Annotated in this window: 11 protein-coding genes and 1 pseudogene; 1 reads left to right on the top strand and 11 read right to left on the bottom strand. The window is 65.3% G+C overall.

Annotated features, from left to right (window positions below):
* Window position 1 precedes the first annotated feature (1 nt).
* The 4 genes from HC031_RS09390 to HC031_RS09375 form a co-directional block, all read right to left on the bottom strand.
* Complete coding sequence (locus tag HC031_RS09390; protein WP_167924790.1) at window positions 2–259, bottom strand: acyl carrier protein; 258 nt, start codon at window positions 257–259, stop codon at window positions 2–4.
* Between the two features lie 29 nt (window positions 260–288).
* Window positions 289–1,509, bottom strand: a complete 1,221-nt coding sequence (locus tag HC031_RS09385) for a beta-ketoacyl synthase N-terminal-like domain-containing protein (protein ID WP_167924789.1) — start codon at window positions 1,507–1,509, stop codon at window positions 289–291.
* Complete coding sequence (locus tag HC031_RS09380) at window positions 1,506–2,798, bottom strand: beta-ketoacyl-[acyl-carrier-protein] synthase family protein (RefSeq protein WP_167924788.1); 1,293 nt, start codon at window positions 2,796–2,798, stop codon at window positions 1,506–1,508. Before HC031_RS09380 ends, HC031_RS09385 begins: the two co-directional genes overlap by 4 nt.
* Window positions 2,799–3,018: 220 nt before the next feature.
* On the bottom strand, window positions 3,019–3,873 hold the full coding sequence (locus HC031_RS09375) for an AfsR/SARP family transcriptional regulator (protein ID WP_167924787.1): 855 nt from the start codon (window positions 3,871–3,873) through the stop codon (window positions 3,019–3,021).
* A 489-nt stretch (window positions 3,874–4,362) separates the two neighbouring features.
* Between HC031_RS09375 and HC031_RS34730 the strand changes: the two are divergent.
* Window positions 4,363–4,805 (top strand): annotated as a pseudogene (locus HC031_RS34730) (transposase family protein); the annotation flags it as partial.
* 462 nt (window positions 4,806–5,267) lie between these two features.
* Here the strand turns inward: HC031_RS34730 and HC031_RS09365 are convergent.
* From HC031_RS09365 to HC031_RS32980, 7 genes are all read right to left on the bottom strand, one after another.
* Window positions 5,268–6,269, bottom strand: a complete 1,002-nt coding sequence (locus HC031_RS09365) for a zinc-binding dehydrogenase (protein WP_167924785.1) — start codon at window positions 6,267–6,269, stop codon at window positions 5,268–5,270.
* Window positions 6,270–6,300: 31 nt separating this feature from the next.
* Entirely contained in the window at window positions 6,301–7,008 is a 708-nt protein-coding gene (locus HC031_RS09360) for an HAD family hydrolase (RefSeq protein ID WP_167924784.1), read from the bottom strand.
* Window positions 7,008–7,829: a carboxymuconolactone decarboxylase family protein gene (locus tag HC031_RS09355; protein ID WP_167924783.1), complete on the bottom strand. Its 822-nt coding sequence runs from the start codon at window positions 7,827–7,829 to the stop codon at window positions 7,008–7,010. Before HC031_RS09355 ends, HC031_RS09360 begins: the two co-directional genes overlap by 1 nt.
* A 56-nt stretch (window positions 7,830–7,885) precedes the next feature.
* Complete coding sequence (locus HC031_RS09350; protein WP_167924782.1) at window positions 7,886–8,620, bottom strand: AfsA-related hotdog domain-containing protein; 735 nt, start codon at window positions 8,618–8,620, stop codon at window positions 7,886–7,888.
* Between the two features lie 145 nt (window positions 8,621–8,765).
* On the bottom strand, window positions 8,766–10,178 hold the full coding sequence (locus HC031_RS09345) for an NsdA family TPR-like regulatory protein (protein ID WP_205862468.1): 1,413 nt from the start codon (window positions 10,176–10,178) through the stop codon (window positions 8,766–8,768).
* A gap of 737 nt (window positions 10,179–10,915) precedes the next feature.
* Entirely contained in the window at window positions 10,916–11,530 is a 615-nt protein-coding gene (locus HC031_RS32985) for an integrase core domain-containing protein (RefSeq protein WP_338090553.1), read from the bottom strand.
* A gap of 140 nt (window positions 11,531–11,670) precedes the next feature.
* Complete coding sequence (locus HC031_RS32980) at window positions 11,671–11,928, bottom strand: hypothetical protein (protein WP_240942253.1); 258 nt, start codon at window positions 11,926–11,928, stop codon at window positions 11,671–11,673.
* Between the last annotated feature and the right edge of the window lie 480 nt (window positions 11,929–12,408).

Below are 12,408 nucleotides of genomic sequence, written 5' to 3'. Positions count from 1 at the left end.
GTCATGCCGCTCGGTCGAGCTTTTCATTGACGAAGGCCACCAGCTCAGCCGGCGTTTCGATGCTGGTGACCACGTCATCGGGCAGCGAGACGGCGTACTCGCGCGCGATCCAGCCCGTGGCTTCCAGCAGCGCGAGTGAGTCGTAACCGAGATCTTGGAACGGTACGTCGGCGATGTCTCCGGTGAGCTGGACCTCGTCCAGCTCACCGGCGCAACGGCGCATGATCGTGATCAGGTCGTTCAGGGTGAACGCGCTCATGTCGTCTCCTCACTTGTGACTATCGACAGTCAGACCTGGGGAGCGGTCAGCACGACCGCCGAGTTGAAACCCCCGTAGCCGCGGGCAAGGACGAGCACGGTTCGCACCGTGCCCGGTCGCGCAGCTCCGGTAACGAGATCGAGCTGGTATTCGGGGGCTGGCCGGCCGGTACCGACAGTCGGTGGCAGGACCCCGTCGCGGATGCTGAGCAGCGCGGCCACCACATCCAGGGCAGCGCCACCCGAGAAGAGACGGCCGGTCATGGACTTCGGTACCGTGACCGGCACGCCGTACGGCCCGAACACCGCGCTGATCGCAGCTGCCTCGACCCGGTCAAGCTCCGCGACCCCGGCGCCGTCGGCGAACACGGCGTCGACATCGTCTGCAACGACCCCTGCATCCGACAACGCCAACTCGATCGCCCGGCGCAGACGCGGTTGCCGGCCGGACCTCGGCGGAGGGTCGAAGGTCGACGCGTAACCGGCCAGCACGCCGTAGATGGGCCGATCACATCCGGCCTTTGCGATTTCGAGCTCCTCCATCACCAGAATCGCTCCGCCCTCGCCCGGCACGTAGCCCTGCGCGGCCGCGTCGAACGGCAGATAGGCCCGCCCGCGCTCGGTCGACCTGCTCAGAAGGCCACTGGGGATTTGCGCGGTCAGACCCCATGGACACAGCGAGGAGTCCACTCCGCCAGTCAGCACCAGTCGGGTTCCCTTCCGCAGATGCCTGCGGGCGTGGGCGAGGGCGTCCAGGCCGCCGGCTTGCTCGCTGACGAGCACGCCGCTCGGTCCACGCATGCCGTTACGGATGGATATTTGTCCAGTATTGACCGCGTAGAACCAGGCGAAGGACTGGTAGGCGCTGACGTACTCGGGCCCGCGACCCCAGAGGTTCTCCAACTCCCGCTGGCCGAATTCGAACCCGCCGGAGGCGCTCGCGGTCACGACGCCCATGTCGAACTCAGGCATCTCGCCGGGCTGCACCGCCGCGTCCGCCAGCGCCCAGTCAGCGGCGACCAGCGCCATCCGGGTCATGTGGTCCGTCTGCGGGAGCAGCCGACTCGGTAGATGGGCTTCAGCGGCAAACCCGGAGACTTCACCGGCCAACTGCACCGGATAGGAGCTCGCATCGAAGCGAGTGATGCGGTCGATGCCGCTGGTTCCGTTCAACGTCGCCGACCAGTACTCTGCTGTGCCCAGGCCGTTGGGCGCCACCACCCCGACACCCGTGATCGCTGCAATGCTCACGACCGAACCCCAGAGCCGGTCAACACCATGGCGCTCTGGAAACCGCCGAACCCGCTCCCCACCGTGAGCGCCACATCGACGCGTTGCTCGCGTGCGGTAATCGGCACATAGTCCAGGTCGCACTCCGGATCGGGCGTATGAAGGTTGGCGGTAGGCGGCACGACCCCGTACTCCACGGCAAGGGCACACGCCGCGATCTCGATCGCGCCGATGGCACCCAACGAGTGACCGATCATCGATTTGATCGAACTCATCGGGATCGTCCGGGCATGGTGCCCCAGGCTGCGCTTGACCGCCGCTGTTTCATGCCGGTCGTTCTGCTTGGTGCCCGAGCCATGCGCGTTGACGTAGTCGACCTCGGTCCGGTCGAGTTTCGCCTCCGCCAGGGCGGCGGTGATGGCCTCTGCCATCTCTCGCCCGTCCGGGCGCAACCCGGTCATGTGGTAGGCGTTGCACCGGGAGGCAAATCCCTTGATCTCGGCGTAGATGTGGGCGCCACGCCGGCGCGCGCGGTCGAACTCCTCGACGACCAGGACCGCGGCACCCTCCCCCAGCACGAAGCCGTTGCGGCTCTTGTCGAACGGCCGGGAGGCGTGCTGAGGGTCGTCGTTCCGCGGCGAAGTCGCCTTGATGGCGTCGAAACAGGCGACCGTGATCGGCGAGATCGGAGCGTCCGTGGCGCCGGCGATCATGACGTCGGCGCTACCCTCGCGGATAAGATCGACGGCGTAACCGACCGCGTCCAGACCGGAGGTGCACCCGGCCGAGACCACCGTCGCCGGGCCCTCGGCGCCCGCCACCCACGCGACCTCACGAGCCAGCGAGCTGGGCACCAGGTAGTCGTACAAGGCGGGCACGCCGTAGCTGTGATCGACCAGCCACCGCCGTCCGCCGTCACTGACCACCGCGTACTCCCGTTCCAGGCTCATCGTGCAGCCCACGGCGCTGCCGATCGACACGCCGGTACGGTCGGCCGGCAACTGCTCCGGTTCGATGCCGCTGTCGGCGATCGCCTCCCGCGCGCTGACCACAGCGAATTGCGCGGCGCGGTCCATTCGCCGCAGTTCCTGCGGTGACAGGCCGTGCTGCTCGGGAACGAAATCGCATTCGGCCGCGATACGGGACCGGTACGGCGTTGGATCAAAGAAGGTAATTGATCGGGTGGCTGTCTGCCCACTCGTAATCAGCTCCCAGAAACGCTTTGCGCCAATCCCCCCCGGGGCTATCACGCCGATGCCGGTAATCACGACCCGGCGACCACCAGCCTGGTAAGACCTGGACGGAGACATCAGAACTCACTCCTCGGCCGCGTCTCGGTTGTCGGCGGACCCGGCGGCGACACCACCACTGTGGCCACGACGAGCAACCCTGTACGCCAATAGTGGCACCATGCGCTGGAGCACAACTGGAGCGTGAATGGCCGTGCGGCACGTCCAGTGTCTACAAAAAACTCGCGCCGGCACTCAGAGATGTGCCGGCGCGAGCAGGGGCGACCAGGGGAGGTTCTAATCAGTCAGCGACGCCCACCGGCGCGTTCGACAGAGACCCGATCAACTGGTCAACAAGCGATGCCGACGATGTGTGCGGCGGCAGGTTCAGTGAGGGTTCGGAGTTAAGCACGGCGTAGTGGAGCTGCGTCAAATTCATCGTCGGCTCAAGCCCAGTCTCAGCGACCAGGGTGCTGCGCAGTCGCTGAAACACCGCCAGCGCCCGATGTCGTTGTCCCGACCGATAAAGCGCCAGCATGAGCTTGGCATGAAGGCTTTCGTTGAGCGGATAGTCAAGGGTGAGCTCGACGAGTTCGCCGAGAAGGTGCTGATGCCGCCCCAGCCGCAAGTCGGCCTCGATCCGCTGCTCAAGCACGCCTAGCCGACACTCGTCCATACGGGTGACATGGGCCTCGAGCAAGGGGCCTTTGGGCACGTCCGCTAGCGCGGCCCCGCGCCACCTCGCCAGCGCGCGATGCAGGAGGTCGGCCGCCAGTTCGTTCTCTTGCCGAGACAGGGCCTGCATGCCCGCCCTCGATTCTCGCTTGTAAACCTCGAGGTCGAGTTCATGGGAGCCGAGCCTGAACAGGTACCCTCCGGGCACGGTGCAGACGGTCTTCTTTGTCTCCGCGTACGTCGGGGCACCGTCGAATGATGCGAGTATCTTGCGCAGCTGCATGACGTAGGTTTGCAACGTTGTGTGGGCCGTGGCGGGCGGGTCGTACTCCCAGATTTCCTCAATCAGCTGATGCTTTGAAACCGTCGAGTTTGCGCGGAGCACCAACAGCGCGAGCATCTTCTTGACCTTACCGGCACTTGGCGTCGTCGTGACTTCATTCGAACCGATGGTCAATGGACCCAAAATGCCGACTTTCATGTCTCCCCCGTTGAGAAGTCGTGGCTGCTAAATGCCTGCAGGTGGTTGCAACTTCCATCGGCTTTCCGGTGCCACTTCGGGACGCTGGATGTCAACTACTTTCTATATCACCCTTCCCCGTGGCCTCCATGTGAGAAATACCGCCTCGACGATCCGGCGCACGTACCGCGAAGGCGGCTTCGCTCACTTCACCATGACTGACGTTGCCTTTGACCCTGTACGGCGCTCGCGTCCCGCCTCTGTCGGCATCCCGGCTGGTACAACTATCGGCCTCAAGCTGCTGTGCCACCACTCCAGTTGGTAGCGCGCAATTTTCTGCCGGCACAAGCCGCTGACCAGCGCGTACCGACGGAAGGAGAGAAAATTTATCCTGCTCGAAGGAAGAAACCTACCCCGCCTTCCAACGCCAGGTACGGCAGCCGTACGTCGAGAAGCTGTGGATCTAACGGCTGCACCCTGATCCGCACCGACGACCGACTGTCCGGATCAGCCGACCGGCGCCACCACGCCGACAAACACCATTGCCATGGTGTCAACGCCCAGGTCATCGCCTACCCGGCCGGCCGGCCGCGCCGGATCTCCCAGGCGCTGCCCGGCTCGACGCACGACCTGACCGCCGCCCGTACTCACGGCATCGTCGACGCCTTGGCCGTTGCCCAGGTCTTGACGTTCGCAGACAAGGGATATCAGCGGGCCGGCGGCCGGTCCGCACCCCGTTCCAGCGTCATCACCGGCATTCGCGCCCATCCCGACGGCAGAAGGCCGTCGACCGCGTGCACGCCAAGGTCCGATCCATCGGTGAGCGTGCCATAGCCCACCGTCAAGTGCCGGAAGCTTCTGGCCAGGCTGTACTGCTGTCCCAGCGTGCGGCCGCCTTGCTCGCGGCGATCCTCCTCCTTCAACTCGTGGAGGAGCAGCGTCAACCAAGATGAAAACAGCTGGATGTGCATCATTGCCGCATTCATGGCTGATCGGTGGAAGAAAGCTGCCGGTCGGTAAGGATCACTTCGATCTTGACCACAGCCAGGTCGGGCTCTACCCGGACCTGCTATACCACCTCGTCCTGACCGTGATTGTCCAGAGTGCCTGCGCGGTGACCACGGCCGTGATACGGGCGGTCACCAACGCCCTGGTAGCACCGCCGATCCGCCGCTACGGCGAGCCGCCCCAGGACTGCAACTCCTTCCGATGCCCGTCGCGGAGATCAAACATCGAGCCTGGCTGCCAGCCCGAGCCGGACGCGCACTCGCTCACCATCCGCGACCGCCGTGGTGGCGCTGACGCCACGACGCCCGCGAGCGCAGGTCCCACACCCCGCACCTGGACTACGTCGCGGCACCAGGTGAGCACGAACATGACCAGATCTCGGGGTGCGGCTGCAGTACACGGTGCGCTCAATCGACCTCTAGGACAACCTTGCCGACATGCGCTCCGGACTCCAGGTACCGGTATGCCGAGACGACCTCGTCGAACGCGAAGCGCTTGTCGATCACCGGACGCAGGCCATGGCGCTCCACAGCCTGGTTCATCTCCTCGAAGGTCTCGCGACTGGCGTTGGTGAGGCCCCTCAGGGTGAGCTGCTTGGCCAGCACCATCAGCGGATCCGCGCCCGTTCCCTGGGTCAGCACTCCCACCACGCTGATGTGCCCGCCCATGCGGGCAGCGATCATCGACTGCCCGATGGTGCCGGCGCCGCCCACGTCGACCACGTGGTCCACCCCGCCGGCAGTGAGCTCCGCCGCCGCTGCGCCCCACGCGGGCGTCGTCAGGTAGTTGATGACGTCCGCGGCGCCGACAGCGCTCAGTTTCTCCAGCTTCTCGTCGGAGCCGGACGTGGCGATGACCCGGGCGCCACCGAGCGCGGCGAACTGCACGGCGAAGGTCGAAACGCCGCCGCTGCCCATGGTGAGCACGTTCTGGCCCGGTGCCAGACGGCCTTCCTCGACCACCGCCCGCCACGCGGTGACCCCGGCGCTGGGCAGCGTCGCGGCCTCAGCGAAGTCGAGATGCGCCGGTACCGCCACGACGGCGTCCGCGCTGAACGTGACGTACTCGGCCAGCACACCGTCCACCGTGCCGCCGAGGTCGTGCGAGGTCTTGTCCTCGGTCCCCGGACCCGAGACCCACCGCGGGAAGTAGGTACCGACAACACGATCGCCCGGCGACCACCGGGTAACGTCCGCGCCGACCTGGACGACTTCGCCGGCCCCGTCGGACAGCGCCACCACGTCGGCCTTCACCGCCTTCGGGTACAGGCCCTTCGCGATCATCAGGTCCCGGAAGTTGACCGACCACCCGCGCATCCTGACGAGCACCTGGCCGGGACCGGGTTCAGGGACGTCGCATTCGCGCTGGACCAGCCCGCCACCAGGCTGCGGCACACAGAAGTACTTCACCGTTGCTCCAAGTTGAAGTCGGCAGAATCCGTCAACGTCGCGTGGACCAGTGCTCCGACGTGGCCAGCTCGTCATCGATGCGCGCCAGCAACTGCGGTGTGATCTCGTCGAGCGACCCGACGATGTGCCGCACGCCGGCCTCCGCCATGAACCTCCGTTGCCGCCGATGTGCGGGGCCACCGGGAAAGCCGATGAACCCCGTTCCGTGCTCCCGTGCGGCCTCGGCCACCCGGCTGACGTCATCGATGAAGACGGCCTCGTCGAAGGCGCACCCGATGACCTCGCGAACGATCCATTCGATGCCCGGGCGGTGCTCGTTGACGCTCACATACGGAACCTCGGGATCGAGAAGGTCCACGAGGTGCCCCAGGTACTTGTCGAACGTGTGCTCGCGCGTGCGACCGCCGTAGCAGACCACCCGGACGTCGAGTTTCCGCAGCGACGCCAGGAGATCCGGCACACCGTCGTTGACCCTGATGGGGTGCTCTCGCAGGTACTGCTCCCGCTCGGCCCAGATCGCCGCCAGGGTGTCGGCGTTCGACTGCTCGAGCCCGCACAGCTCCGCGATCAGGTCAGCGACGACCACGTCCCGCAGGCCGACAATTCTCCGCTCGGCCTGTTCGTCGTAGTCACCGCCGTGCCTGCTGATGAATCGTTCGATGACGGCCAGGTAGGTGTCGTTGATGAGGACCCCGTCGCAGTCGACCGCGACGAGGCGGACCTTGCGAAGTTCCGCCACTAGCCCACGCCCCGTTCCGCGAACACTTCCCGCGCGGCGGCCATGGCGTTGAGCGCTGCCGGGAAGCCGCAGTAGAACGCCACGTGCAGCAACGTCTCGACGACCTCCTGGCGGGTGCCGCCGACGTTGAGCAGGCCGTGGATGTGCACCTTGAGTTGCGGCAGGGCCGAGCCGAGCGCCGCGCAGGCCGCCACGGTGACGATCTCGCGATGTTTCAGGTCGAGGTTCGGCCGGGTGTAGATCCCGCCGAAGGTGAACTCGATGATGTACCGGGCCAGGTCGGGCGCGACGTCCTGGAGCGCCTCCACGACCTTCCTACCCTCGTCTCCGTCGACCTGCTCCATGACGCGCAGGCCGCGTTCGTAGCGGTCCTCGACGTCCGACGCCGGCCGGTGGTCCGCCTCGTCGGACGGGCCCTCCGCCACCTCGGCTGCGCCGAGCGCCGCCTTCACCGCGGTGAGCGCGTTGAGCGTGGCCGGAAAACCGGCGAACGAACTGACCTGAATGACGGACTCGATGATCTGCCGTCGGCTGCACCCGACGTTCAACGCGGCCTTGGCGTGGAATTGAAGCTGCGCGGACGCATAACCGAGAGCGGTCAGGGCGCCGACGGTGGCCAACTGGCGGGCCGGCAGGGACAGCCCCGGCCGGTGGTAGACACCGCCGTAGATGAACCCGACGCACTCCTCACCGAAGGCGCCCTCGTTGAGGCTCTCGAACAGATCGAGCACCGCCGGACGTTCCACGCCACCCAACTGTTGGATGAGCTTCAATCCTCGATCAAAGTCGGACTGCGCGCCAGCTACGGGTACGTCGCCCATTGTCCACTCCTTTCCGTCGTCGATCGGTGCATCAGGGGCCGGTCCGGGTGCCTGGGTCAGGGCTCGAGCAGCCCGGCCAGTTGCGTTCGAACAGCGCGCGCGGCCTTGTTACGTTCCAGGCGGTCGATACGTTCCTGCCGCACCATGGAGTACTCGATCTCCGCCGAGGCCACCACGTCGTCGTACTGCCGCACCGACGTCGCCACCCGGAACCGGAGGTTGGTCTCCGTACTCAGGTCCGCGTCGGCGATTTCGCAGACCACCGTCGCGGGGAGAGCGAAGAGGAATCCCCCGAAGGTGACGTTCATGCGCCGCCAGACTCCGACATAGTCGTACGACGGCAGGTCACGACGATAGGCGGTTTCGAATTGGGCGATGCATATCTGCCGCATGGCTTCGATGACCACCATGCCCGACACGTGCCGCGCGGTGTGATCCAGGATGAGTTCGTTGTTCCGGTGTACCCGCAGGGCAGCGACGCAATGCGTCCTCGACAGGTTGCTGAGATCTGCCAGCAGGACGTTCTCCGCCCGGTTCTTGTGCACCGCGGACGGCGGAACCGGCCGGCTCGCAAGAGGGGCGGGGCCCGCGAACCGGATCCGCAAACCGCCGGCTGCCGCACGAGCGGCTTCGAGCGCATCCCAGTCCGGTCGTTCTGTTCCCTGGCCGGCATGGAGAACCCATTCAGCGCCGGACTCCGCCGCGGCGCCGGAGGACACCAGCGTCATGAGTTCCGACACGGTAAGCACCTGCTCGCCATCGGCGAACTGCGCGAACCTGTCCGCCACCACGATGACGCGTCTTGAGCCGCGTTCTTCCCGCCTGCTTTGCGGTAGCGATGAATCTGATCGAACCAAACCCGAAGGCGGCCCGGCTGACGCGCGTAGCAACATTCCCCCCGTTAACCTCAGCGCTACATCCGAAAAGGTTCTCACCTCAGCGCGGAACAGATACTTGTGTGTCGCGTAAGGCGTCGACTAGGTTGCAAGCGGTGCTCGAACTGCACCAGCGTGGACCGGCGAGTTCCCCCGCAAGGACTTTCAACATCGCCCGCACCATGTCCGGTTGTCGGCCGACATCCACCGAGACAAAGGGTTCTAGTTCGGCGGCAGCGGCGTCGAACTCACCCAGCCGCAGATAAGCACGGCCGGTGTCGATCCTGATCATCGGCTCCATTGCCTCCCACCGCTCTTCGGGCGCCAACCCCTCATAGACCTGCCGTGCGGTCCGGAGTTCCTTGAGCGCGAGGCCGGTACGCCCCACCGAAAGCAGTGAGGTTCCGGCCATGTAGTGCCGCCGATCCTTGCTGATGTTGAAAAACCTGTCCTCGTCGGCGACCGTCGGTTCGGAGTCTTCAATTCTTGCCCAGCGCCCGATCGCGTCGAGAACCTGGCGCTCGGCCTGAATACTCGCCCACCCTCTGGCCTCCGCCAGAATAAGAGGCGCATCGGCCATCCGGGTGCCCGCCGGGTGCCTCAACCCGTCTTGAGCCAGCCGAGCCGACTCCGCACCGTTGCCGGCCCAATACTCCACTCGCGACTGTGCGGTGCGTACCCATCGCCGCGCGAAATGGTCGTCTACATACTGAGCGTAGAGCCAGGCGGCGGAGTTGAGCTCCTGCGCGGCGCCGTATCTCCCCAAATCCGCGGACATCCATCCCATCATCGCGCAGCACTTCGCGCTCACTAGATACAGATCTTTGGTCTGCTTCGGTCGCTGGCGCCCCTTCAGCAAGGTCATGGTCCGTTCCCGCACCAGGGACAACTGACGGAGAACGGAGTCCGGCGAACTGCGCGCGTAAGCATTGCCGAGATGGATTGTGTCAGACCACAACTGGTCCAACTGAACATCGTCAACGTTTGTAGTCGTTAGAATCATTGCCTCGGCCAGCGGCTTCGGTGCATCGGCGGTGGCGCGATGAGGTATCTGCCTCCCGGTTTCGAGGGGTTGGCGCACTGTCACCGCAGCTGTCGATACCCGTGGCTCCTCCTCCTTCGTGCCGTGGTATTCGGCAAGGTCCCTCGGCGGTAGATGTTCCAGGTCACGAAGGTCGAGCAGGGATTTCCAGGATGTGCCGTACACCTGGGCCAGAGTGCGCAGCGCCGATAACGTGGGGCGAACGCCCCGGTCGGGCCACTGCTCGTACTCCCATATTCGAGAGCCGCGCATTCCCGCACGAGCGTCTCCGTTGACAGCATTGTAGTGGCGCGCCGCCAGGTCCAGGGACATGTCGCACGCTAATCGCCACGCGGTGCGTGGGCGGATCTGGCATTCTGCAGTCAGGTGTTGCGCGACCCGGGCGGGGATGGCATCTTCAGAAAATCCCAAAGCGGCCAGCCGATCACGCAACTGTGTGCGGTATGGTTTACTCCCGGGCTTGACCTGCCGACTCATCCCTCATCCAACGATTCCGCGGGTGTTGGGTTCGCCGAGGAGACGGGAAATATCCCATTACAACCTCAACGTTAACTTGATCTCACCTGATTTCCACGCGGCACATGAATCCTATTGAACGAGCCTTTCCGAGAACCTCGGATGAACTCCGCCAGTCGACGAGCCGTCTCGCCGCTCTCGACGTCAGCCCTCGTATTGGCCGCGCTCACTCGTGTAACGCGCCGGACCTTGCGCCTTTCAGGCCGCGTCGAGTCACCTGACAATCAATCACGGCCCCGAGCCTGAGGCTAATTCGGCACGGCCGCGCGGGATTCGCAACGCCGAGAAATGGAGAGATCTCCGACAGTGTCATCCATGACTAATAGCCCCCGCTAGATCGATAGATTTATTGTCATGATACTTTCGATGGAGCACCTTCGTCAAATCATTGTCGCGCCTATCACTCAGCCCACGCGCCCCTGGGACCCGTGCGGGCGCCGTTGGGTTGAGCGTTGGCAAGATCGAGGCAGACTTGAGCAGCGAGCTGTTTTCAACCTGAGCTGGGCTGTTGCAGGGGCGTCGTCGCCGCCGGTCAGCTCACGCACGCGCGCAATGCCTTCCTCGCCGCGTTCGGCGACCACATCGGTGGCCCCGAACTAGCGGCACAGCTCGGTACGCGTCTTTGCCGTGTGGATGCCAGCTAGTCAGTCACATCACGCGGGCTGCGAATACTCGCCGATCAGACCGCCGAGACGATCGCGCCGCACTACCCGCCGGCCGGCTACCGCCGTCGATGGTGGCGCTGGTCCACGCGGCGGTCGCTGTCCCAGCGAGCGGTGTGGGCGATGCATGTTGTAGTGATCGACATACTCGGTCAACACCGACTGCAGGTGCCGGCTCCCGAAGTCGAGCATCCGGTCGAGTAGCTCCCGGCGTGCCGTGCCGACCCAGCGGTCTGCGTACGCGTTGGCGCGCGGCGCTCGCACCGGTGTGGTGAGCACGTCGATGCCCACGGCGGCGAAGACCGCGTCGAACGCGGCGCTGAACTTCGTGTCTCGGTCTCGGATCAACAACCGGAACCGATCGACTCGGTCACCGCGGTCCAGCATCAGGTTCCGGGCCTGCTGGGTCACCCACTCCGCCGCTGGATGCGCGGTGACGCCGCGCAGATGGACCCGCCGGTTGCCTATCTCGATCACGAACAACACGTACAGCCGGCACAGCACGACCGTGTCGGCGCTGAAGAAGTCGACCGCCAGCATGCCGCGCGCCTGGGCCCGCAGGAGCTGTCGCCAGGTCAGCGCCGAACGCATCGGTGCCGTGTCCACTCCGGACCGCTTCAGGATGGCCCAGACGGTGCTCGCACCGACCCGGTAACCCAGCCGGCACAACTCGCCGTGGATCCGGCGGTAGCCCCCAGGTCGAATTCTCCCGAGCCGGCCGCAGCACCAGGCTGCGGACCTCGGCACTAACCGGCGGTCGACCGCAGCGTTGCCGGCCGCACGAACAACCCGCCCCGCAGCCGGTCAGACAACAACCGCGCCAGACCGGCCAGTACCGCCCGGTCGGCCCAGTCGACCCGAGGCCGCAACACCTGCCGGCACAGTACCGCCACCTCGTGCCGCAACACCAACAGCTCGACGTCCTTCGCGGCCGAGTCCCGGGCCAGCAACACCAACCACTGCATCAACTGCGAGACCACCAGGTAGAGCAGTCGCAGTGCCACTCACCGATCATCGCGGCCGGTACCCGGCCCACGAAGCCCCAGCTCAACCGCCACGGACGGCTTTCTGGCACCCACGCCCCGAAGAGGTAGACGATCATGCGCTCCCATTTTGCTCCCAATGTAATTGGCATAGAGCAAACGGCTCGTTACCGAAGATCCGGTAACGAGCCGTTGACCTGCTGTTTCTTTGGTGGGCGATACTGGGTTTGAACCAGTGACCTCTTCCGGTGTCAACGAAAATCCGATCTTGCACTGAACTGCACGAACGCGAGGGTCCGCAGGTCACGGCGAGACGATGTGGGCAGCTCAACCCGGTCGGACGCGGTTCAACGCCGTTGAACGCGACCCGCTGCTCCCATTCTGCTCCCCCACCGATCGGTCCATGTCCGGGACGTGCACCCACGATTAACCACTACAAGCCGAGCTACCGTCCCAGAGGCCAGGATTGATCTTGTGGTGACAACTGGCGTTAGTCGCGCG

Source organism: Planosporangium thailandense, assembly GCF_011947195.1.
Classification (GTDB): Bacteria; Actinomycetota; Actinomycetes; order Mycobacteriales; family Micromonosporaceae; genus Planosporangium; species Planosporangium thailandense.
The sequence above is the reverse complement of the archived record's forward strand: the minus strand, read 5'-3'. Positions and strand labels throughout refer to the sequence as shown.

Bases quoted from the DNA above. Each gene is read 5' to 3' on its own strand.
- HC031_RS09375 (WP_167924787.1), bottom strand. From the start codon at position 3,873: ATGAAAGTCGGCATTTTGGGTCCATTGACCATCGGTTCGAATGAAGTC.
- HC031_RS09380 (WP_167924788.1), bottom strand. From the start codon at position 2,798: ATGTCTCCGTCCAGGTCTTACCAGGCTGGTGGTCGCCGGGTCGTGATT.
- HC031_RS09355 (WP_167924783.1), bottom strand. From the start codon at position 7,829: ATGGGCGACGTACCCGTAGCTGGCGCGCAGTCCGACTTTGATCGAGGA.
- HC031_RS09390 (WP_167924790.1), bottom strand. From the start codon at position 259: ATGAGCGCGTTCACCCTGAACGACCTGATCACGATCATGCGCCGTTGC.